The organism is Lysinibacillus sp. CTST325 (genome assembly GCF_054665055.1).
The window spans coordinates 305,618-328,065 of record NZ_BAAFHO010000002.1 but is presented as its reverse complement, the minus strand read 5'-3'; the positions used below and the strand labels follow the sequence as shown (position 1 = coordinate 328,065).

The 22,448-nt window shown below is 36.4% G+C and carries 21 protein-coding genes, 1 pseudogene and 1 other annotated feature; all 22 genes and pseudogenes read left to right on the top strand.

The features are described from left to right. Nucleotides 1-58: 58 nt before the first annotated feature. The 22 genes and pseudogenes from ACYQ73_RS07015 to ACYQ73_RS06910 all read left to right on the top strand — a co-directional run bounded on the left by ACYQ73_RS07015 (nucleotide 59) and on the right by ACYQ73_RS06910 (nucleotide 22,331). Nucleotides 59-208, top strand: a complete 150-nt coding sequence (locus ACYQ73_RS07015; protein ID WP_049665318.1) for a hypothetical protein — start codon at nucleotides 59-61, stop codon at nucleotides 206-208. Nucleotides 209-468: 260 nt separating this feature from the next. Continuing rightward, nucleotides 469-639, top strand: a complete 171-nt coding sequence (locus tag ACYQ73_RS07010) for a transcriptional regulator (RefSeq protein ID WP_460011812.1) — start codon at nucleotides 469-471, stop codon at nucleotides 637-639. Between the two features lie 384 nt (nucleotides 640-1,023). Continuing rightward, a complete protein-coding gene (locus ACYQ73_RS07005) occupies nucleotides 1,024-2,727 on the top strand; it encodes a putative bifunctional diguanylate cyclase/phosphodiesterase (RefSeq protein WP_460011811.1) in 1,704 nt (567 codons plus the stop codon). 232 nt (nucleotides 2,728-2,959) lie between these two features. Next, nucleotides 2,960-3,179: a binding site (T-box leader), on the top strand. Between the two features lie 64 nt (nucleotides 3,180-3,243). Continuing rightward, nucleotides 3,244-4,680, top strand: coding sequence for a proline--tRNA ligase (gene proS, locus ACYQ73_RS07000; protein ID WP_460011810.1), 1,437 nt, complete (start codon nucleotides 3,244-3,246; stop codon nucleotides 4,678-4,680). A gap of 434 nt (nucleotides 4,681-5,114) precedes the next feature. Beyond that, entirely contained in the window at nucleotides 5,115-5,498 is a 384-nt protein-coding gene (locus tag ACYQ73_RS06995; protein ID WP_460011809.1) for a hypothetical protein, read from the top strand. A gap of 34 nt (nucleotides 5,499-5,532) precedes the next feature. Continuing rightward, complete coding sequence (locus ACYQ73_RS06990) at nucleotides 5,533-5,775, top strand: hypothetical protein (protein WP_460011808.1); 243 nt, start codon at nucleotides 5,533-5,535, stop codon at nucleotides 5,773-5,775. A 67-nt stretch (nucleotides 5,776-5,842) separates the two neighbouring features. Further along, nucleotides 5,843-6,364: a CbrC family protein gene (locus ACYQ73_RS06985; protein WP_460011807.1), complete on the top strand. Its 522-nt coding sequence runs from the start codon at nucleotides 5,843-5,845 to the stop codon at nucleotides 6,362-6,364. A gap of 397 nt (nucleotides 6,365-6,761) precedes the next feature. Beyond that, a complete protein-coding gene (locus ACYQ73_RS06980) occupies nucleotides 6,762-8,444 on the top strand; it encodes a DUF6138 family protein (RefSeq protein ID WP_460011806.1) in 1,683 nt (560 codons plus the stop codon). A gap of 281 nt (nucleotides 8,445-8,725) precedes the next feature. Beyond that, nucleotides 8,726-9,154: a hypothetical protein gene (locus ACYQ73_RS06975; RefSeq protein ID WP_460011805.1), complete on the top strand. Its 429-nt coding sequence runs from the start codon at nucleotides 8,726-8,728 to the stop codon at nucleotides 9,152-9,154. Continuing rightward, entirely contained in the window at nucleotides 9,151-9,303 is a 153-nt protein-coding gene (locus ACYQ73_RS06970; RefSeq protein ID WP_460011804.1) for a hypothetical protein, read from the top strand. The genes ACYQ73_RS06975 and ACYQ73_RS06970 overlap by 4 nt, the downstream gene beginning before the upstream one ends. A gap of 617 nt (nucleotides 9,304-9,920) precedes the next feature. Next, a complete protein-coding gene (locus tag ACYQ73_RS06965; protein WP_460011803.1) occupies nucleotides 9,921-11,225 on the top strand; it encodes a hypothetical protein in 1,305 nt (434 codons plus the stop codon). A 332-nt stretch (nucleotides 11,226-11,557) separates the two neighbouring features. Then, complete coding sequence (locus ACYQ73_RS06960) at nucleotides 11,558-11,782, top strand: hypothetical protein (protein WP_460011802.1); 225 nt, start codon at nucleotides 11,558-11,560, stop codon at nucleotides 11,780-11,782. A gap of 14 nt (nucleotides 11,783-11,796) precedes the next feature. Further along, on the top strand, nucleotides 11,797-13,461 hold the full coding sequence (locus ACYQ73_RS06955; RefSeq protein ID WP_460011801.1) for an Imm51 family immunity protein: 1,665 nt from the start codon (nucleotides 11,797-11,799) through the stop codon (nucleotides 13,459-13,461). Between the two features lie 118 nt (nucleotides 13,462-13,579). Continuing rightward, nucleotides 13,580-13,723: pseudogene (locus ACYQ73_RS06950) on the top strand (helix-turn-helix domain-containing protein); the annotation flags it as partial. A gap of 63 nt (nucleotides 13,724-13,786) precedes the next feature. Beyond that, nucleotides 13,787-14,749 (top strand): helix-turn-helix transcriptional regulator, encoded by a 963-nt coding sequence (locus ACYQ73_RS06945; protein WP_460011800.1) that lies wholly within the window; start codon nucleotides 13,787-13,789, stop codon nucleotides 14,747-14,749. Between the two features lie 74 nt (nucleotides 14,750-14,823). Next, on the top strand, nucleotides 14,824-15,456 hold the full coding sequence (locus tag ACYQ73_RS06940; protein ID WP_460011799.1) for a type 1 glutamine amidotransferase family protein: 633 nt from the start codon (nucleotides 14,824-14,826) through the stop codon (nucleotides 15,454-15,456). Between the two features lie 265 nt (nucleotides 15,457-15,721). Beyond that, complete coding sequence (locus ACYQ73_RS06935) at nucleotides 15,722-15,916, top strand: hypothetical protein (protein ID WP_460011798.1); 195 nt, start codon at nucleotides 15,722-15,724, stop codon at nucleotides 15,914-15,916. A 264-nt stretch (nucleotides 15,917-16,180) separates the two neighbouring features. Next, the gene (locus ACYQ73_RS06930) at nucleotides 16,181-16,888 is read left to right on the top strand and encodes a WGR domain-containing protein (RefSeq protein ID WP_460011797.1); all 708 of its coding nucleotides are present in this window, start codon (nucleotides 16,181-16,183) and stop codon (nucleotides 16,886-16,888) included. A 123-nt stretch (nucleotides 16,889-17,011) separates the two neighbouring features. After that, entirely contained in the window at nucleotides 17,012-17,542 is a 531-nt protein-coding gene (locus ACYQ73_RS06925) for a hypothetical protein (protein ID WP_460011796.1), read from the top strand. A gap of 550 nt (nucleotides 17,543-18,092) precedes the next feature. After that, nucleotides 18,093-18,419 carry an ArsR/SmtB family transcription factor gene (locus ACYQ73_RS06920; RefSeq protein WP_460011795.1) on the top strand — a complete coding sequence of 109 codons (327 nt, stop codon included), beginning with the start codon at nucleotides 18,093-18,095 and terminating at the stop codon, nucleotides 18,417-18,419. Continuing rightward, entirely contained in the window at nucleotides 18,416-18,832 is a 417-nt protein-coding gene (locus tag ACYQ73_RS06915; protein ID WP_427110614.1) for an SRPBCC family protein, read from the top strand. The genes ACYQ73_RS06920 and ACYQ73_RS06915 overlap by 4 nt, the downstream gene beginning before the upstream one ends. A 328-nt stretch (nucleotides 18,833-19,160) precedes the next feature. Further along, complete coding sequence (locus tag ACYQ73_RS06910) at nucleotides 19,161-22,331, top strand: ATP-binding cassette domain-containing protein (RefSeq protein WP_460011794.1); 3,171 nt, start codon at nucleotides 19,161-19,163, stop codon at nucleotides 22,329-22,331. Nucleotides 22,332-22,448: the final 117 nt, after the last annotated feature.

Here is a 22,448-nt window from a genome sequence, read left to right as displayed (position 1 = left end):
TATTAAATAAAAATAATCACAACTGTTATAAAACAGTTTAATTCGAGGAGGAATTCTAATGTCAAAGTATCGTGATGGTTATGAATTTTATTGTGAGATGTGTGAGCGCTATGGTCTTGAGCCAATTTCATTCCGCTACTATTTGCTTCAGTTATCACAGCAACAACTTTCAGCTTATAATATGCAAGCCAAACAATTAGGAATTTAACAGTTTTATGATTAAAGGATGTGGTTATGACGGACGCCGACGTGAATATTTTATGAAAAGCCCAGCCATACTAATTTAGATGGACTGGGCTTTCGTATACTTGAAAGAAATATCAGAAAATTCATTGACATAGCAAATCATCTGTTATATATTATTAACGAAAATAAAATTCTGTTATAGAACAAGATATGTCAATCAATTATCGCAAGAGCAATTAGAATATTATAACAAAGCTACACAAATGAAAGGAAGTTATTAGGATGGCAGATTATCGAGAAGGCTATGATTTTTATCGACAAGTATGTGAGAAACATGGTTTAGAGCCAATAAATTTTCACTACTATATTTTAAACTTATCACAAGAGCAATTAGATGCTTACAATGAACGAGCCAAAACATTGGGAGGTCAAATAGAATATGAAGTCTCTTAGTTTATAAAAAGCTTTACTGCCCATATGTGACAGTAAGGCTTTTTGCTTTCTAGCATAAATGAAGTAATTATTCAAGTATCTAGAAATTACAGAAAATTCGTATTTCTAAAGATAAATAGGCTAAACATAGCATATAGATAGCACTAAGGTAATTAAAGTATTTAAACACAAGCATTTTTAGTATGTTAAAAGACCTTGTTTTTTGTGTCACTTTTATTGAATATCCTCAAATATAGATTTGAATGTTTAGATATTTAGGTTGAATTAACCTCTTTTCTAAGACTATAATGTAATTACATAAAAAAGGGCGATATCCCATAACTTTATACCTCGTAGAAATATAAAACAAAAGTACCAAACCCTTCTAATGAACGGAGAATGAAAATGATGAATATCATGCCTAATAGTATCAATCAAGTTAACTATAGTTTGAAAGAATTACAAGATATTTTTTCAGTAATGAATAGTTCAATCATTGTAGCAATTACAGATCGAACAGGGAAAATTACGTTTGTTAATGATCATTTTTGCAAAATATCTAAATATACTCGAGAAGAATTATTAGGGCAGGATCACCGTTTACTCAATTCAGGTTTCCATCCAAGATCATTCTTTAGAGAGATGTGGAAAACTATAGGCAAGGGTGAAATGTGGAATGGCGAGGTGTGCAATCGAGCGAAGGATGGCAGCCTTTACTGGGTGAAGACAACGATTTTTCCTTTTCTTGATGACAATGGTAAACCATATCAATATATTGCTATAAGGGTAGATATTACCGCTCAAAAAGATATAAAAAAGATAACTCATATTGCCTATCATGATGAATTAACAGGACTACCAAATCGTCGTAAGTTAGAACAACGTTTGGAAAATGAATTCCATCAATCTCGACGTACAGGAGAGAAGTTTGCGTTATTTTTCATTGATGTAAATCGTTTTAAAAACATTAACGATGGACTTGGTCATATCATCGGGGATATGTTCTTAGTAGAAATGGCGAATCGTCTACGTAACGTTGATTATACATCAAATTCTATTTACCGCCACAACAGTGATGAATTTGTTATTATACTAAACGACGTTGACTGTATTGAGGACAAGGCTGAGGAGATAATCAACGTCTTTAATGAGAGTTTTGTTGTTGATTCGTATGAATTTTACGCAAGTATTAGTATTGGAATTAGTATTTTCCCAGATCATGCGAACTCTCCTGAGGAATTATTGAAAAATGCAGATATCGCCATGTATGCTGCAAAATCTTTACGTGGTAATCAATATCGCTTATATCGTCCAAATATGGAGGAGGTCAATGATAAATGGTTATTACTTGAAACAAAATTACATCAAGCTCTAAAAACAGATGTTTTAGAATTACATTATCAGCCTAAAATCAATTTAAAAACGAATACAGTGATTGGCATGGAAGCATTACTTCGTTGGCACGACCCTGACCTAGGTCATATGCCACCGGATCGCTTTATTCCATTTGCTGAGCAATGTGGACTCATAAATGATATAGGGGTATGGGTGTTAAGAAAAGCATCTGCCCAGGCACGCACTTGGAATGAAGTACATAATTCAAACTTACGTGTTGCCGTGAACATTTCTCCGATTCATATTAGTACAACAGGTTTTGTCGAGATGGTACACGAAGTTATTACGGAAACTAAATTAGATCCGCACTTCTTAGAAATTGAAATTACTGAGATGAGTATGTTGGATTATACAGAAGACTTAATTAATACAATCAAGCAATTAAGAGCACTTGGTATTACGATTTCATTAGATGATTTCGGAACTGGTTATTCATCGTTAAATTATTTAAAGACTTTCCCAGTAGATGTTTTGAAAATTGATCGTGCATTCGTTCGTAATATTGTACCTGAAAAATCAGGCATTGCTATGATTTCAGCTATGATCTCTCTAGCGCATGCCTTAAATCTGCAAGTAGTAGCTGAAGGTGTCGAGGAAGAGGCAGAATTAAACGTGCTACGTGAACATGGCTGCGAGTACGTACAGGGCTATTATTTCAGTAAGCCATTATCGGTAGCAGACTTTACTAAACTGATAGTAGAAAGTTACATGTAGACAATATGGAGGATCTTGACCTTAATTTAGGACAAGATCCTCTATGTGTTTAAGGTTATTTTATTATGAAAAGCAACTTTACAACGAAAGAGGAACGGTGTAGCGAGTTTTACTGTTTTCTCTTTTTGGCTAGACAGGGAAGTAAAGTCAATTTTCTGATATTTCCCGAAAAATAATTGTATTTAATGAAATATTTGAAATTATTCTACTGTTTTGCTAAAGTTATATAAAATATAAATTGTTGATGTGACCAAGTAAGTAAGAATAGTGAAACAGAGAATATAGCAATTGCTGAGAGCTATATCACCGCTTCTTATCTGAAACCTACCACGGAGATGTTATGCAAACATAACCGAGTCGTTTTCGTTACAAAACGTTAGAGGGTTTTAAGGTTTTCTTAAAACTAAATTCAAGGTGGTACCACGTTTAGTCGGCACAAAGACGTCCTTATTTGTAGGACAGCTTTGTGCTTTTTATTTTTTCAGAAGGTAAAGTTACAGAAATGGAGGATAAAAAATGACAACACAACAAAACGATTTTTCAAAATGGTACATCGAGACGATCCAAAAGGCAGATTTAATGGATTATACACCAGTTCGCGGCTGTATCGCTTTTAAACCAGACGGCTATGAAATTTGGGAACATATTCAAGAAGAGATGGACCGTCGTTTTAAAGAAACAGGCCATCGCAACGCTTATTTCCCGATGTTAATCCCTGAATCTTTCTTCCAAAAAGAAAAAGATCATATCGAAGGTTTCTCACCTGAGCTACCTTGGGTAACGGAGGCAGCCGGCGAGAAATTAGAAGAACGTTTAGCACTTCGTCCAACTTCTGAAACGATGATAGGACATCTCTATTCTAATTGGATTAAAAGCTACCGTGATTTGCCGGTTTTAATTAATCAATGGGCAAATGTTTTTCGTTGGGAAAAGAAAACTCTTCCGTTCATTCGAACATCTGAGTTTTTGTGGCAAGAGGGGCATACAGCACATATTGATGAAGAAGATGCACGTCAAGAAACGATGCAAATGTTAGCTATCTATAAAGAGGTAGTAGAGGGATTACTTGCCATTCCTGTCTATGATGGACAAAAAACACCTTCTGAACGTTTTGCAGGAGCAGTTGATACATTTTCTATTGAAGCAATGATGAAAAATGGAAAGGCCGTACAAGCTGGTACCTCTCACTATTTAGGGACAAAATTCGCTGAAGCCTTTGATATTAAATATTTAAACAAAGCTAATCAGCATGAATATGTACACACAACATCTTGGGGGACTTCGACACGTTTAATAGGTTCAGTCATTATGGTTCATGGTGATGAGCAGGGTCTAATTTTACCACCAAGAATTGCACCGACCCAAGTTGTCTTAATCCCTGTAGGTCCATGGAAAAAGAATCCTGAAATTATGGAAAAACTAGACGACATCTTCGTAATCCTTAAGAAGAAAGGAATTCGAGTACGTCTAGATGATTCGGACCAATCACCTGGCTTCAAATTTAATGAATGGGAATTAAAAGGAGTACCAGTTCGAGTTGAATTAGGTCCACGTGACTTAGAGAAAAACCAGGCATTGTTAAAAGCACGAGATGAAGATGACAAGCAATCCATTGACCTGAACGACATTGTTGTAGCAATTGAAGAAGAACTGACAACAATGCAAAGTCGTTTATTCGATAAAGCACGTAAATTCCGTGATGAAAACGCCCATACAAATATCGGTACACTGAAAGATTTACAGCAGCATATTAACATTTCCAAGGAAAACGGATCTATTCCTGGTTGGGTTCTTGCTGGATGGTGTGGAGCTGATGCCTGCGAGGAAAAAGTGAAAGAAGAGACAAAATATACTTCTCGTAACATTCCATTTAACCCACCAACTACGAAAACTGCTTGTATTTGCTGTGGAAATGAAGCAAAGCATACAGTTTGGTTTGCTCAAGCATACTAAGTTGTCAAATCTCGCTTTTATACGTAAGTATTCAGCTTTTGTAATATCTTCATATTTCCAATCTATATACAGATTATCTGTGACGGCTGTTATTTTTTCTAACTCTTGTTGTTTAGTCTTGTATACTTGTTCAAATTGTTTCGATTTCGTCTGAACGATAGGCTGTTTATTAGTTTCCTTGATGATAGTGGTCATATTATCGACAAGTGCTATTTGTGCTTGAATGGCTCGTAATACAACTTCTGTGATGTCCTCTATACTCATACTGTGTATATTCTTTCAATTCTGTTTTTGTTTACGACTCGTTTTCCACTGCATTTCCAGCTCGAAATGCAGTGTTTTTATCTCGATTTTTTCTATGTTTTCAAAAAAATACTAGTATGCTAGAATAAAAAAACGGAACATATATTCTTTTTTTATGGAGGGTGAAAACGATGAGTTATGATTTAATGGTCTTTGATAAAGAACAAGCTCCAAACAATAAAGAAACATTTTTGCAATGGTATGATGAACAAACAAAATGGGCTGAACCACATGATTACGCAACAATAACAGTTACAACACTAGCATTACAAAAATGGTACCAGGAAATGGTGGAACAATTCCCCAATATGAATCTGGTGGATGAGGAATTATTGGATGAGGATGAAGAGGACGAGTTAGAGAGTCGTTTGACTGAATATAGTATTGGTTATGCCATGATTTACACAGCTTTTGCCTGGTCTGTAGCGGATGAAGCAAATAGTACGATGAAGGAGCTTGCAAAAAAGCATGGAGTCGGTTTTTTTGATGTGAGTGGTGAGGGGGAGATTTTCTAAATCATTACATCGTATGGAGAAAGGTGGATAAGAAATGACAGAAAATCTTATTGCACAATGGCAAGAGCAAAGAAAGACGTTTGACGCAAAGAATGCCAAAGCAATTAACGCCATGCATAAGATAAGGGAGCAAGTTCAAAAAGCGGAGCCAACAGAGGTGAATTTGCGCATGCTCGTCGAAATTTTTTGCATGTTGCAAATGTATGAAGAGGCATACAAAATTTTTACATCCGTCATGGATTTACGCAATAAAAAAGATCAGATACGGCGCGATTAAATATTGGATTGACAATCCACAAAATGTGAAGCCATTATTGCCACGTGACATTCAGGAGGAAGCAGAGTTGAAAATACCATTACCAACATTTAAATATATGCCGAATCCAATACAAGCGAATATTTTTAAAACGGGTGAATTAGTTGTTTGCGATTGCTGTGAGCAAGAAGTGGACATTTATTGTACAAAAGGCATTTATGCGATTGAAGAGGTGGAATATCTTTGTCCAAGCTGTATTCATAGTGGGCTGGCTGCACAAAAATTTGATGGTCAATTTCAACAGGATTTATTAAATTCCGAGCTAGTGAAGAATGATGACTATACAGATGAAGTGTTGCATCGCACACCCGGATATATTAGTTGGCAAGGAAATGATTGGGTAGCCCATTGCACGGATTATTGCGCATTTATTGTCTATGTTGGCTGGCAAGAGCTCGTGGAGATGGGCATTACGGAGGAGTTTGAACATTTTAATGGTCATTCCAAAGAAGAGCTAGCCGCTACTTTGCGTAATAATGGCTCGCATCAAGGTTATCTATTTCAATGCTTAGAATGTCAGCAATACATTCTGTATTCCGACTTTGATTAAAATCTATATTGGTAAAATACGAAAGGAGTTGACCGTGGCTCTGAAGAACATGTACCAGAGCTACTACACTAGTTAGTTGATTGTCCATTTGAATGACTTCACCAACCCGAAATTTATGCGGATTTTATCGCCATATCGTGAACGTTTTGAGGATATATTGAAGGAACTCATGTCATGACAATAGGAGCACTGACTTTGCCGTCTTGTGATGAATTGATGGATATTGATGTGTACGAATACTAGGATGGTCGTCGTGGTTTTGGTGCAAAAATTAGATACTTGTAGTTTGATAATGAAGAAATTCCGATTGTCCTTTTGTGTGTCGCGGAGACAACTACTGATATAACAATAATAATGGAATTCTATATTAAAACAATCAAATGGGGGGAAATGAAATTTGTCACAGTATATAGAACAGTTTTTGGCGGATGTATGGCAGCAGTTAGAGCGCTTTTATCAGCAGGAAAATGACCGAATTAGTAAAACGAAGGACTGGAGCCGGCTCCATATAGGGGTTCATCATTATGTAAAGGTGAAATGGACATCAGAAAAATTGAATAAATTACAATGGGGAACCCCTCATTATGGAACGATTTCGATGTATACATACGAGCCATTTAGTTGGCATGATGATGCTTATAAGGTAGCAGCGGGCGATTACATGCAAGAGATCACAGATATCAACCAAATAGAAGAATTATTTTCCGCTTTATGTACCAAAATGGATACGGTTTTTCAATCCGATGAATATCATGCGAAGCTTTTTGATTATCGCCTTCAACTTAAATTGGAATTTGAGCATGAGGGGCGTGCGGTTTGCTATCAAAAAGAGCTACTAAATAACGACAAATTCACATTGGCGAAACAAACGTTAGCTACTTTTATTGAAACAAAAGTGATGGCTGATTTACCTGTATGTCCTGCTAAGAAAGATGGATTTTTCTTTGCTCGTTGCCTAGTCAATCCACATTTTTTCCATCAGAGCGTAGCTGATATCGAGCCATTAGTGCAACGGTTATTGGAGAAGTATAGCGGGAATGAAGAACGCTTAAACCAGTGGAAATATGATTATACATTGGCATTTAAAGATTGGGCAGAGGAGTATATTTTATCGGTTTATTTTGAGGAGACAGGACAATATGAAACGAAATGGATACTAAACTCAGCGGCAAGACCTAAGCAGCAGGAGCTAAAGTTCTTCGTTTATATCGCCTTACAAATCGGATCTAAAGAACCTGATACACGTAAGCAATATCTTGAATTGGCGCAGCAACTTGGCTCACAAAAGGCGGAGGATTATTTACAAAAGGGCAGTGATCATTTTGAACATAGAAGGAAAAGTGCGCGCTTTCAAGGAGCAGCCAATGATATTCAAAAATTCATTTCAATTCACATCATTGTTGAGGAAGAAGAAGCCTATCGTGAAGCGTTGCATTATATCATCGATTTGTTACAAGCGGGCTTTGTCAAAGGCTATAGCTTACAGTTAGAGAGTCAGGAAGAAAACTATTTACCGATTCAAGGCCTTGCGAAAACTGAGCTGCATCAATTTTTTGCAAATTGCCTTACGTATCCAAACCTGTTCCCATTGATTGCCGACTATGCAAAAGTGGCAATGGAGGAATATGCATGGTATGAGGACGTGGAGCCTAGCGAGCTATCCGCTATGCCTGGAACATATGCTGTATTTGGTTTAGGGCTTTATAGCGATGCTTATTTTCCCCTTGTGCAAAGCTATATGTCACTTGTTGATTCAGAGCACCAACTTGTACAAAATAACTATGCGGAAGCTTTTCTTAACATGCACGATCTATCAGTGGAACGGATGCCTGTACTGATTGACATTTTACTTAGCGCAAATGAGGGGGAGCTCGAGCAGTTAAAAGGAATTCAAGTTGATAAACTGGAATTGCTAGCTGAATTGATACATCAACTGGAGAACAAAGAAGATTACCAACGTAGCTATGTGTTATATCAAATTTTTGGTAGTATGGAAAATCTAGCACAGCGCATTGAAAAAGAATCAGCGCCAATCCAAGAAATGCTAGAAAAATTAGTAGGTTGGATGGAAGATTACTAATTGCTTAGCTTAGCTTTCCTTTCCTTTCCTTTCCTTTCCTTAGTTCTTTAAAAGACAGGACTTCTCTGTAAAGTAGGAAGTGCAATGTTGAGGAGATGCTAGCTAAAATGTCATTTTTATTAGCTGTCATGTTTCAGATGAAAATAGATGATATTAAAGCATTGCTTAAATAGAGGGCAAAAGAGCTGCAAGATAGTTAAAATCGCAGTTGCTTTTGATAAAAAATCAGATTTGTTCACCACCTTCGAGTTGGAGAATAATCAAGAAAGAGGAGGATTTTATTGTTAGATATTAATCAGACAACTGCTTGGATCGATTTGTTGTCCACCTATAAAGTCAATCCGAAATATGGCAATACTGATGTCATTGATCAATACCTGGATCAGCGGGATGCCGATCCGTTTGATTCACAATGGATGGCTGCACATGGCGATCTGACAGCTATCATTGACAGTATGTTGGTGGCGGATCGAAAGAAGATAGAGATGCTTCAGGATCGCACCAGTAAGCAAATTTACGAAACAATCATTGAACAGACTAGTCACTCTGACCTAGCCGCCTATGCATCCGATGATGTAAGGCTGATTGTTGGTTTCCTTGTGACGGGCCGAGTTAACATTTTTGTTTTGGAAATGAAGGAAAGTTACGAACGAGGCGATTTACCCAATGTTGAAGGAATGCAGATGTTTCACTCCGCAGGCGCACAGTGATACCCGGCAATCTAGGGCATAGTTTGTGGCTTGATTTAGAGAAAGAAGGTGTACTTGTCAGTGATGGTTGGAGTGTAGCGTTTGCTGCATTGGGACTACGGGCTCTTGACTTGAGTGATGGACGCGACTTGGCATCTTCTATCTTTTAGAAAAAGAGCCTCAATCATGTATCTAAAATATTCGCCAAGAACCATTGTACCTTTCACTGTCCTTCTGGTACTGGAAAACACGGCTCATGCGGTAGTTACAATAGTTGTTTTCTGCGACGAGTAATCGCAGGAGGTGATGCTTTTTGCGCGAAAGAGAAGTGTCAAAAGCAAATTGTTACTATCCTCGTCGCAAAGGAGATGTCTCAAAAGAGTTTTTCAGACATCTCCTTTTGTATTTTAGACTAGCTTAAACAGGAACATTCGTTCTATAATAGACTTAACTTGAATCGAGGAGCTCGTTTTATGACATTACAGTTCCCACAAAAATTCGAGAAATATCTTTCAATTATTGAACCAAGTTTATAACCTGTTATATACATTGACACGATTGAACTATGAAAGCAAGTTCTAAGGCAATCACTATTTCCGAGGGGCATCTTTTATATGAAAATATTTCTGAAGATCAACGCTTATGCTCCTTAGCACTGGGGCATCTGACTTTGATTTTAATGGGATGGTCATTAGCCGGATAGTTGGCTTCGGTTAGGATGCGTTCAGAATAATGTGGAAACCGTAAAACATGATCAGATTAGTTAATTAATAAGGAGACTACTACAATGACAAATGATACTTTACAATTATCCCAGAAATGGCGAGATGAGGGGTTACGTTATGCAAGTGAGATTAATGCCTACGTGCGCAGAGGATTAGAAAGCAACTGGGAAGCACCAGGAGAGGAGCCGTCTGAAGATTCACGTGGACAATTAGCTTCGCAAGTGTACAAGTTTATTAAACAGGCGAATAGAACAAAAGAACTGGAAACGCTCCGTGAACAGTTTCCAGCTGCTTCTTGGCCATTTCAGGAAACGCACAGCCAACTGATGCGAGCAGTTTATCCAATTGCGTTTCTACGTGATAGTGCATTACTCGTTGCAGCGCAAAATGAAGATTTATCACGCACTGTCTATGTGATGGATAAACACGAAGCAAACCGTATCGAGCATGTACGAGCGGCAAGTTGTTCTGCGGATGGGCGCGACATTGCTTTGATGGATGAGCAAGGAGTTCGTATTGTACGAGAGCCTGATCGAGAGTTAAACGGCGCTCTGCTAGCTACATACACATGGGCGACAATCATCGACCAATTGCGCGGAAAATACCCCGACATTGAGACCTTACAGCCAGAAAGCTATCGAAGCGCAGATGTCATTCCATTCGCTGATGGCACGAAGTTGTTGGTGGTGTCGCATGATGGTATCTATTTGATTGAGGAATCAGGTCCCCTCTTGTTGCACCCGTCAGTGGAAAGTATAAGGGAGTGGGCTGAGGAAGATGATGACTTGACAGCAAGTTTAGCGATGCCGCATGGAGCTGTTTCGCGAAGCGGCGGATGGCTGGCTTATGGAAGTCAAGACAGCGATCATTTGTTGTTAGATATGGAAAATTATGTTATGCGCTCATTTGAACCGATGTCGAGTTATCCCCATTACAGCTTGTTCAGTGCCGATGATGAGCATGTTTGGTTCAATGCATGTCATTTTTACAATGGATGTACGCTAGGTATTGCACTCCATGATCTTGAACCGGACAATAATGAAGAACCCCTTTCAATAGATGAAAGTATGCGTGTATATGCCGGTGTTGCAGTGCAAGGGGGCAACATTATGGGTGACGCATATGGTTATTTACGAAAGATTGATTTGGAGGGGAATGAACTTTGGCGTTACTTCGTATCTGGGACAATCAGTGGCATGGCATTAAACTCTGACGAGACAATATTGCTTGTCGGTACATACAATGGAATGCTACATATACTTGATTTGACTAGTACAGAGCCAAGTCCGTATGAGATTAGCACAAGTTCAATACGTGAATCGTACCGCTGGATCTTCTGGGATACTCAACAGCCACTGTACTGGTAGTTTTTATAGGCAAATTCGACGAAACTATATTTATCAACATCCTATGTATGCTAGAGGTGTCACGATGGAAACATCTATATGGATTCCTTTAATTAAACATCTGAGATGAAGAAAAGATTTGGGTAGGAACAAGAGTTAGATTTTACAATGTAGATCTAACTCTTGTTGAAGATAGTAAAGAAGATTACTACGAATACTTAATATCATCTATTTATGAAAATGAAACTCACTTACAGCTAACGGTTCACTTTAGAGATTTATAGAATAATAGGTCGAACAAGAACAAATGTTTTTTGTTTTATAATTTTTTTAATATCTAAGGAAGTGAAAGTATGTTTTATCCGATTGGCAACACAACAATAGATTCTGATAAATATAGAGAAAAATTTGCAAAACGTTATTATCTGCCTTTTATGAAAGAATTGATAGACTTATCAGGATGTTCTTTAAAGGAAGCAAAAGAATTGATTGATTTAGTGATTCATGAGGAAGGCATTATTGTTAGCCAAACATCAGAAGAAATACAAGATACTTGTTTAGCTGAATTACAAGATTGAGAGGGAGTTGGATTATGCAAAAAAAATTATTGAATATGTTAGAAAAATGGTATGAAGAAAATCAACATGAAAAAATTGTAGAAGCGATTGAACAATTGTCTAAGCCAGAGCGAGATTATGAAATAGTAGGTCATTATGGTCGTGCGCTTAATAATTTAGGGCGTTATCATGAAGCGTTGTCCCAGTTATGCACAGTAAAAAAACAGGGGCAACTAGATGCGGATTGGCATTGGCGTGTTGGCTATGCTTATTTCTATATCCAGGAATGGCAAGAAGCACTGGCTGCATTTGAAAAAGCGAAGGAATTACAGTTTGATACTAGAACTGAAGAGTATATAGTAGCCTGTCGGAATACTATGAAAAAGTCAGCGGAAGCGCTAGATGATATCAAGCTTGTACCTTTTCATGAGCGTGATTTCAGTCAATTTTGGGAAAAAAGCGATTATGCGGATAAAAATTATGTAGAAGTATCCCCCACTACTGAAATGATTGCTTCTATAGAAGAGGAACTTGGCTATAAATTGCCAGCAGATTATATTTGGTTTATGCAACAACAGAACGGCGGTATACCAGTAAACACTTGTTTTCCAACGGCTATGCCGACTTCTTGGGCAGAAGATCATGTGGCGATTACAGGAATTATGGGCATTGGTCGCGAAAAGGCAAATAGTTTGTGTGGTAGTTTGGGAAGCAGTTTTATGTTGGAAGATTGGGGCTACCCAAATATTGGCGTTGTCATAGCCGATTGCCCGTCAGCAGGTCATGATGTCATTATGCTTGATTATCGTGCATGTGGTGCAGATGGTGAACCTGCTGTTGTACATGTAGACCAAGAGGCAGATTACTATATTACTTTCCTTGCGCCGAACTTTGCGACTTTTATTGTCGGGTTGGTGAATGAGGGAGTATTCGATACATCAGAACAAGATAAACTTGACGATTTGGATATGGTGAAACATGTACCCTTCTCTCCTTTGTTACAGTCGTTATGTGAGAAAGCTGGAGAGGGAAATCGGATAGAAGCATTTATTCGAGGTATTTGTACGCAAATTGTAGCGGACAAAGGCTATTTTGCTTTACATGCAGACGAGATATCCATGCTGATGTATGATATCCAATTTTGGTTGTACACGGGTGCTAATTCGAAGGTGACTCAAGCTCAATATTTAGCGGATTACAAGAATATCATTGCACTTGCACAAGGTTTCAGTACAGGAGGATATGCCCCAGACTTTGTTTCAAGTTGGTTAAATGAACGCATAAAGCAGGGGGAAATTGTAAGTCAAGAGGGGATATTAAGTTTTACAGCGGATAAGCTAGCTAGTCTACATGCTCAAATGGTGAATGAAGAACTAAAACCTTTTAGTTGGCTTGAACATGATAATGGAAATATTTCATTCCTGTTAGAAGTAGGCATTTATAAACAGGAATTGTTTGAAACACGGGCAGACGAAGGATTCCAAGGTAACGGCTACGATTGGTGCTCGCTTGCGGATGTGTATTTGCAAGAGAAGTTACCAGAGCTAGAAGGCATTGTACGTTTCGACCCAGAAGCAGATATGTTCTGTGCATATGCCAGCGAAAAGGACGCATTGTTGCGATTCGCTGTTGGATTTAAACAAGCGTGTGAAAATGATGAAAAGATACATGATTTATTTTCTAGGGCGATATTGGATTAATGAATATTGAAGACGCATTAAGGAACATGCATGGTAGTGAGTTATGTTTAAAATAACTGTTACGATGATCTACGCAATACTCTATATTATAAAGGCTTTTATAGAGGGGTTTTTTACTAAAAAGTACCATAAAAATCATGTAGGAATGAATTATGCAGTAAAGCTTTATAAAGAGGGAGATATGACAGTAAATCAAATTTGTGAAATTACAAATGTGTCTAGGGCCTCATTATATAGAAAGCTATCGGAAAGGAACAGTTGATGAGTTATACCAAAAATCGGAAATATATAATAGGAAATAAATTCCATATAGAGGTGGAATTATATGCCTAAAATTGACAATATGTTAGCAATTCTATGGATGCTTCGTTCAGGTGAAAAAATTACTGCAAAACAAATTTCAGAAAAGTTAGAGATGAATATAAGGACTGTGTATCGTTATATTGATACAATTTCAACAAGTGGCGTACCTATAATTTCAGAACCAGGACATAACGGTGGATACACTTTATTGAACAATTTTATTGAGGCTCCTCTTTTTTTTGATTTTGAGGAGCAAACTTCACTTTATCATGCTGCTGTTTTTGCAGAAGAAGCTGGATATTATGGTGGTGAAGCACTAAATAGGGCTATTTCAAAGCTAAGCAAATATTCAAATCAAGAGCAGGAAAAAAAGATAAACCAACATTTGACCAGTCTTGAAGTAATAAGTCGATTAAGTTCCCTCTCTATGGAACCTTTCTTGAAGGAGTTGGAGCAGGCCGTAGCTAACGGATACTCTTTAAAAATTCTTTACCATAAAAGTGGCGAAGATCAATCAAAATATAGATTGGTTGATCCGTACAGAATTATTTATTGGAATAATAAGTGGTATGTGATTGGATTTTGTCATCTTAGGAATGATATCCGTAGTTTTAGAGTAGATCGAATTGAAAATCTAATGCTAACCGAAAATAAGTTTAACCGGCCAGAAAATTTTTCAGCACGTGACTTTTTTATAAAAAATCTTCTTCCAACTATAGAAGATAAGGAAGGGATTATTTCTTTGGTTATTAATGGGGATAAAAGTGTATTGGCTGATATTTGCCAACATTGGTTTTTAGGACATTATTTACAAGAACGGACTTCGAATCAAGCAGTTTTTCTTCTTGAAAAAGATATGATACATACATATGTACCTTATTTACTTTTACCGTACAATAAATCTATTAAAGTTATTGAGCCAATAAGTCTTAAGAAAAGACTTATTGAAGTTCTGTCGGAATTAATAAAATTTCATCAAGTATGATAACTTCCCTGACGTTAACTGTCAGGGAAGTTATATTATAATAGCTATATCAATTGTGATTGGAGTGTTATTGGATGCAAACAAAAAAAGTTTTTCTATATGTATTTAATACAATGTCGGACTGGGAATATGGGTATTTAATTGCTGAACTAAACTCAGGAAGATATTTCAAAAAAGATTTAGCACCTTTAAAAGTAGTTACAGTAGGAGCTAATAAAGAAATGATTACAACTATGGGAGGACTGAGCATAAAACCAGATATTTCCTTAGATGAATGTACTCTTGAGAGTAAAGATCTTTTAATTTTACCAGGAGGGACTACTTGGAGCGAAGAAATTCATCAACCTATCTTGGAAAGAATTGGCCAAGCTTTAAAGCTTGGGACTATTGTTGCTGCAATTTGTGGTGCAACTGAGGCCCTTGCGAATATGGGATACTTAGATACTAGAAAGCATACAAGTAATAATTTAGAATATACTAAAATGGTATGTCCTAACTATAAAGGAGAAAAGTTCTATGAGTTGGGATCTGCGGTATCTGATGCGAATTTAGTTACTGCATCAGGAATAGCTCCTCTGGAATTTGCAATGGAAGTACTGAAAAAATTAGATGTATTTGCACCTGACACATTACATTCATGGTATAACCTAAATAAGACTCATAAACCTGAATACTTCTTCCGGTTAATGAATTCAATAAATAGCTGAGCTAAAAAATCAACTTAGCAGATTTATATTAGTTTAAATATTTACCATGCTTTAGACAATGTCAAAGCATGGTTTTTGAATTTAACTTAAAAATGCTTATGGAGTAATGAAAAAGCCCAATTTCTCTATTAATTAACGGTGAAGTTGGGCTTTTTAGTATTGTTTTTATGATTAAATTTATTGTACCATATATTAGTGGATTTTATGTTATATTTACATTTTCATTTAATAGATGGAGAATATAACAAAAAGGAGGGTACTATTAATGGAGAAAAAGAAGAAAGTTATAAATGTTCCAGAATCTATTTTATTAATAAGTTCTTTTTTTATGTTTATGTATATCTCTAAGAATCTTGTATTTATACCAGAATTTAAATATATTTTTGAAAGAAGTTCGCTATGGTTTGTTTTCCCTATTGTTACACTCATAGTAGGTATGCATTCTTTTCTAAAAAGATAATAGTAAAAAGCCACCCGTTTCGAATGGCTTTATTTCCCCAATAAGGGTGAGACGACTTATACATTCCCAACAAATTGCGTGCTTTCATCCATACAAGGAATATTTCTCAAAGTATTAATTGATATAGCGTGATTTTAATGATTATGCGATAGTAAGAAGCATTTTGGTGAATGGATTAAAAACAGCTTTGCTTCCATAAAAGAGTGTGTAACAGTATTACGAAAGTTTGAAATAAAGACAACACTGGAAAGGATGTACAGTTAGATGAAAAAAGCTTTTATATATCAAGACGAAAAATCAAATAAATTTTGGACAATTGATTATTTCGGGATGACAATATGTGTGCATTACGGAAAAAATGGAACGATTGGGAAGTATGAAATGAAAGAATTTGAGTCACAAGAAATGTGTGAAAAAGAAGCCCAAAAGTTAATTGCCAGTAAAATAAAAAAAGGGTATCAAGAAATTCCTACATTTGATTTTGATAATTGTCTTTACTTTGATATAGGGGAATATGGTCCACATCCAAAAACGTCACACCCACGTTATGTCGCTCATTTCGCAGAAGAATTTTATTATGATTGTGGTGATGAAGAAGCACCTTTTGGTAGTGATGAAGGGTTTGATACACTTTATGAAATGGAAGAAGTTATAAAAAAGAAGCACATCATTGACTTTGTTACTTTCCCGAAGCATTTAATAGAGAATATATGGGGAATGCATTATATATCAGTTGACACATTGGATGAAAAAGCTGTGCGTGATATGGCAAAAGAGCATGAAATGGATATGATGCAAAGTGACATGATTACCTATGCAACAGCCTTTGGTCAAATTAAAATTACTGGGAAACTAGATCCAGCTTTGAAGAAGAACGCACTATTAGCATTGAAGCGTTTTGCTATCATGAATTCTGATGGACAATTAACGGAAACACAGCAGACAATGTATAATGATTTACTTGCGTTTTAAATTGAAGTCAACAAGAAATAGACTGATTATAGCACGATTGACCAGTATTTAGAGGAACGAGATGCTGAGCTGTTCGATTCGCAATGAATGGCTGCAAATTTTTCTTTTTTATAAGGAGAGTAGATGATTCCATTGAAAAATTATCAATTTCACACTACATTATTTGGAGAATTAGACGTGCCTGTTGATAAAGGGCTTTTTGAAGATTTTACAATTACACTGGCTGGTAAAGAGATTGAAACAAGCCTTGATATTTTTGAGGGCTTTTTAAATGGTGATAATCAAGCAATTGTACAAAAATTTCTTGAGCATATTCCTGAAATGTATCAAAAAGCAAAGTCTACACTTTTAGCTAATTGTCATAATGATACAGTGATTACTTATTTTATTCAATATGTGACGGAAGTAATTGATGAAGATGAAGAATATGAAAAATATTTGTTAGAGACTCTCAGTATGGTAACTGTTGAGGAAATAACAAACGAAGCATTAATCGATGTGTTGCAACCGAGATGTATTCGGATTAGTGCGAATCAACAGCATCATCTCGACTGTGTTTTTGATTTTTCTCTGGATGTAAATTATAGCGACCAGCTTTTGGTTGTATACTTTGACGAAAATTTTGAGGTATATAATATTTCTCATGAAAGCTAGATCTTAATTTGAAAAGAAGAAATCTAAAACAGAGAATATAAAAAAAGAAATGATGTAGATTTGAAATAAAGTTGTACCATCTATAAAAGAGTGAAAGAAGAGACATAATATACTTCTTGTAGCATTCTTGCGGAAATGCAGCAGGCATACTAGAAGTGAAAAGGGAAAATAATACCACACGGAATAAAGGCTATAAAAAAGGAAAAGAAGTATCTACTTTCATGTCCATAAACGCGGACGTCAAAGTAGATACTTCTTTTTCAAGTAGAGGTAGTTTGGACAGGAGTATAAAACAAAAGCAAGCAATCCAAAGAAGTACTGATATGTCCAAGCTTATTTTTAATATTTGAATTTAATACATTAGATTTTTTAAAAAAGCATCCTGAATACAAGTACGCGGTGGAGGACAAGCTCAGTAAATTTTATTTGTATTAATGATAGAAGAATAAAACGAATGCAAATATCTCAAAATAAAAATTGACTGGACACTAGATGGTGTCATATAATTAAGACACTATTTAGTGTCCGATTAATAAGGGGGAGGGGGATTTTGAGCGACAAGACTCAAGAGCGTGATGTTTATGCTGCTATTGCTGATCCAACAAGACGCCAATTAATACGCTTGTTGGCGGATGCGGAAGAATTACCTCTTCACGAATTAACGTCTCAATTTCAAATGGGGCGTACAGCAGTTTCTAAGCATTTGGCTATCCTTAAAGATGCCGATCTCGTAATTGCTCGAAGGGTTGGTAGAGAAACGAGGTATCGGTTGAATGCCGGTCCGTTGAAGGAAATTCAAGATTGGGTATCGTATTACGAAGGATTCTGGAAAGAAAGAATGGCTATATTAAATCTTTTATTGGAGGAAGAAAAATGACAGCAGATGTATCTTTAGATTATCAATTTACAAGTTCAATTGAGAAAGTTTGGAACGCATTAACGGATTCAGACACTCTTGCAAAATGGATATGGAAAAATGACTTTAAACCAATCGTAGGACATAAATTCCAATTCCGAGCTGAGCCAAATGAATGGTGGGATGGAATTGTCAATTGCGAGGTGCTCAAAGTGGAAGAACCTCATACATTATCTTACACTTGGGCAAGTGCCGGAGAAACAACTACTGTGACATGGACGTTGACAGAAGGTTCAGATGGAACTACACATTTACATCTTGATCAAAGCGGATTCAGTGAAGCAACGAAAGCTCGTCAAGGAGCAATCGAAGGAGCTAAATACGCTTGGATTAACAATGGTAATCAGCTTGAAAAAGTGTTAGCAGAACTGTAAAAATATGATTTCTTCATCTTGATACCTGCTTTTAGTAAGATCAAAAGCAGGTATCAAATAGGAAATGAATAAAATAAACTGTTCTTCAACAATTGGACGCTTTCGGAACACGGAAAGCGTCATTTTTTTAACTTCTTTCAGCAAAGGCTGAAAGAAGTTAAAGCCTCCGGCGGATGTCACGGAATCGGAAAGGAGTACTTTGTGCTTGCACAAAGCCGATTCCGGACGCAATTATGCCGAGGCATAATTGATGGCATGTCATAAACATAACAATCCAGTTGTAGTTGTGCTAACATGACAATACTAGATGGAATGGAGAGAATATCCGATGAAAATAAATCAATTAATTGCTAACAATATAAACCGATTAGATGTCGACTTGTCGGAAGATCAATCTTTAGGAATTGCTGGATTGTCCGGCTCTGGCAAAACTACATTTTGTCAAACAATTGGTGAAGAATCTAAGAAGCGTCTCGTTTCATTATTGCCAAAGGCTGAATATCAGTATTTGTTTCCTATTATTATGGAAACGAATTTCAGTGCCATTAAGATGGAAGAGATGCCTTTAGTCCTTTTTCTCGGGAAATCATCAATTTCTACTAATCCACGTTCAACGGTCGGAACCCATACAGGTGTTTTTAAAGAGGTTCGTGAAAAGCTTGCAGATAAGTTTGATCTTTCGCCAGAGGTTTTTTCCTTTAATAATACATTAGGCTGGTGTCCTGCATGTAAAGGACGTGGAACAACTAAAAATGTCGAATGCAAAAAGTGTGAGGGCAAGCGATATAGTCCGGAAGTTGAGCAGTATAAACTAGAAATATGGAATCAACCACTTAGTATTTCGGATATTAACAATTTAAATATTGAGGCGATTTACTCCCTTTCAGAGGAATTAAATATTAGTGAAGAGAGACAACATATTCTTAAAAATATTATCGATATGAACATTGGTTATTTAACTTTAAATCGGATCATGGGTACCTTGTCTGGAGGAGAATTAACTCGACTGTACTTGGCAGAATTTATGGCCGCTAGTGAAAATACCGTGATTATTATTGATGAAATTTCTGTTGGTCTTGATCACCAAACGCTGTTGAAAATTTTGGAACAGATTAAACAATTGGGCTATAAAAACCAAATTTGGCTTATTGATCATTCTGATACGGTGCTCGATACAGCGGATGAGCAACTATTCTTCGGGCCAGGCAGTGGGAAATACGGCGGCAGAATCGTCGAAGAATCACCACGTCCAGAGCCAATCCATTGTGAACGAAATCGGACAATACCTACAGACTATTATCAATTTCATGATCTTTACTGTCGTAATATTGAAATGGCTGACATTCACATTCCTAAAAATAGACTAGTAACCGTTACAGGTGAGTCTGGCTGCGGGAAATCGACCCTTGTCAATGAGTGTATTTCTAAGGATTTCTTAAAACGATATCCAAAAGATAAACTGGTCATGGTAGGACAAGATCGCAACCAATCGATAACTAGCCGATCAACTGTTGCAACGTTTCTTGATATTAAAAAGAAAATGACGAAATACAGTGACGACATTGACGATATTTTCCAACGTTCCATTGAAGACATTATTGAGGAGCTTCCAAATGAAGATATCGCTCATAAACGCTTAAGTTTACTAATCAAACTTGGGCTTGGTTATTTAACGTTGGAAAGAAAAACACAATCTTTATCGACAGGTGAATTTCAATGTGTTCATTTAGTTTCTGAGCTGTTTTCGAACGCAAGAAACCCCCATACTTTGTTTATTTTTGATGAGCCTTCAAAAGGTTTATCTCAAAATATTTTAAATCAATTCATTGATAGTGTTAGGGACATTCTACAAGATGAATCCGTCTCTATTATGATGATTGAACATAATGCCTATATGATAGACAACTCTGATTTTATCGTTGATTTTGGGGAGAGACAGCAGGAACCTGTTCGACATCTTGATGTTGTTAGTCATGATGATTATTTCAATCAGCATAACAGTACAAATAGTGATGCTTCATTGCATATATCGTCAACACTAGCTTCAAAAAATGGTATTCATTACTTAGAAGACAATCATATTAGCTATTTTAAAAATGCCGAAAATATTTATAAAGGCGGTATTTTAAAAAGCTTGTCATCAATGGCCCGTTTAATTTATGGGGAGTATGAATCCGCAACAATCGCACCCGTCGTTGCCATTGATCTAGAAAGACACTTGTATAGTCAGTATAGTTTTTTATATGAAATCGGTGGACTGATCAACCATATCGTGGCTGCACATCCGACGAATAAAGATACAAGAAGCTTCGATTTCTTCAGCCAAGAAAATCATTGCCCTAGCTGTTCAGGTCGCCTGCAAATTGAAAAATTTGATTTCGATATCGTCATACAAGACAAAACAGTGCTATTTTGGAATGGCTTATTACATCCAGACGTGATGGAAGTATTAAAATATTATCAATATCCGAAATTGCAATTCCTTTTTGATGAGATTCAGAATGAACTGGGTCAAGATATTAGTAAAAGCTACAATGAGATGACAGAGGAAGAAAGACATACCTTCCTATATGGTTATTGGGAAAAATCATTTTATGATAAAGCAAGTAAGTCCTCAAAAAAATGGGAAGGTTTTAATTTTATCCTTGGACGTTATATCGTTATTTCGAAATCAATTATTAAAGAGCAAATGAAAGAATCAAAAGAAATGATTGCCTGTCCAATTTGTCAAGGAGCTGTGCTAAACCATAAGAAAAAACTAACGTTTGGAGACACTGATATTCGCGAGCTAATTCATCAACCTATCGATCAGGTCATAAAAACTGTAGGGAACTTACCAGAGCTTGAAAAACTAAAAGCAATTGTAGGCGGCGATATGACTCTTACGGAAGATGTCTCCTTACTTCCTAGAGAAACACAAGTATCGTTGAAAATGCTTGAATTAGATCTAGCAAGCTTTGCTGGTTATGAAATAGTACTAAATAATGTTTTACCATTCTGGGACAAAATTAAAGACAATATCGAAGCAATAAGCAGCAAAAATCTAATTACAATTTGTGATTTTGCCAACATAAACGAAACGAGAGAAACCATCATTGATCAATATTTCACTAATGGAAAATACAAAAAACTAACGTACGTCTATGAAGCATTTGGCTACAAGAAAATTGTGACACAAATTAATAAAATTAAAGCAAGTCATAAATGTCCATTCTGTAATGGAAAGAAAGTCATTTCAGAAGATAATCTCCATGATGGCGTCTATAAATTATCCGTACCATGTGTTAGTTGCTCTGCAAGTGGTATCAATGATGAAGGACGTAAGGAAATTGTCGAGGGTGTAGACGTGCAAACATGGTTAACTGGCAAAGTAAGTGACGTTGTGGAAGAAAGCTTAATCACGGAGGCTGTCGCAGAAATTCCAATTTTCAACCGTATTCGTGAATTGAATAAACGAGATATGATGGCAATTTATCAATGCCTAGAGCAAAACAATTAGAATAAGGAAAGCTACTTCAGATAGACTCATTTGCAATAATAAAATTGCAAATGAGTTTTTATGATATTCTGAGGAGGAGCTTATAAAATAGTCATTAGAAATTAAAGGGGAAAGAAA

Excerpts from the sequence above, each read along its gene's own strand:
- ACYQ73_RS07015 (WP_049665318.1), top strand. The coding sequence starts at position 59 with ATGTCAAAGTATCGTGATGGTTATGAATTTTATTGTGAGATGTGTGAG.
- ACYQ73_RS07010 (WP_460011812.1), top strand. The coding sequence starts at position 469 with ATGGCAGATTATCGAGAAGGCTATGATTTTTATCGACAAGTATGTGAG.
- ACYQ73_RS07005 (WP_460011811.1), top strand. The coding sequence starts at position 1,024 with ATGATGAATATCATGCCTAATAGTATCAATCAAGTTAACTATAGTTTG.
- proS (WP_460011810.1), top strand. The coding sequence starts at position 3,244 with ATGACAACACAACAAAACGATTTTTCAAAATGGTACATCGAGACGATC.
- ACYQ73_RS06995 (WP_460011809.1), top strand. The coding sequence starts at position 5,115 with ATGAGTTATGATTTAATGGTCTTTGATAAAGAACAAGCTCCAAACAAT.
- ACYQ73_RS06990 (WP_460011808.1), top strand. The coding sequence starts at position 5,533 with ATGACAGAAAATCTTATTGCACAATGGCAAGAGCAAAGAAAGACGTTT.
- ACYQ73_RS06965 (WP_460011803.1), top strand. The coding sequence starts at position 9,921 with ATGACAAATGATACTTTACAATTATCCCAGAAATGGCGAGATGAGGGG.
- ACYQ73_RS06960 (WP_460011802.1), top strand. The coding sequence starts at position 11,558 with ATGTTTTATCCGATTGGCAACACAACAATAGATTCTGATAAATATAGA.
- ACYQ73_RS06955 (WP_460011801.1), top strand. The coding sequence starts at position 11,797 with ATGCAAAAAAAATTATTGAATATGTTAGAAAAATGGTATGAAGAAAAT.
- ACYQ73_RS06945 (WP_460011800.1), top strand. The coding sequence starts at position 13,787 with ATGCCTAAAATTGACAATATGTTAGCAATTCTATGGATGCTTCGTTCA.
- ACYQ73_RS06940 (WP_460011799.1), top strand. The coding sequence starts at position 14,824 with ATGCAAACAAAAAAAGTTTTTCTATATGTATTTAATACAATGTCGGAC.
- ACYQ73_RS06935 (WP_460011798.1), top strand. The coding sequence starts at position 15,722 with ATGGAGAAAAAGAAGAAAGTTATAAATGTTCCAGAATCTATTTTATTA.
- ACYQ73_RS06930 (WP_460011797.1), top strand. The coding sequence starts at position 16,181 with ATGAAAAAAGCTTTTATATATCAAGACGAAAAATCAAATAAATTTTGG.
- ACYQ73_RS06925 (WP_460011796.1), top strand. The coding sequence starts at position 17,012 with ATGATTCCATTGAAAAATTATCAATTTCACACTACATTATTTGGAGAA.
- ACYQ73_RS06915 (WP_427110614.1), top strand. The coding sequence starts at position 18,416 with ATGACAGCAGATGTATCTTTAGATTATCAATTTACAAGTTCAATTGAG.
- ACYQ73_RS06910 (WP_460011794.1), top strand. The coding sequence starts at position 19,161 with ATGAAAATAAATCAATTAATTGCTAACAATATAAACCGATTAGATGTC.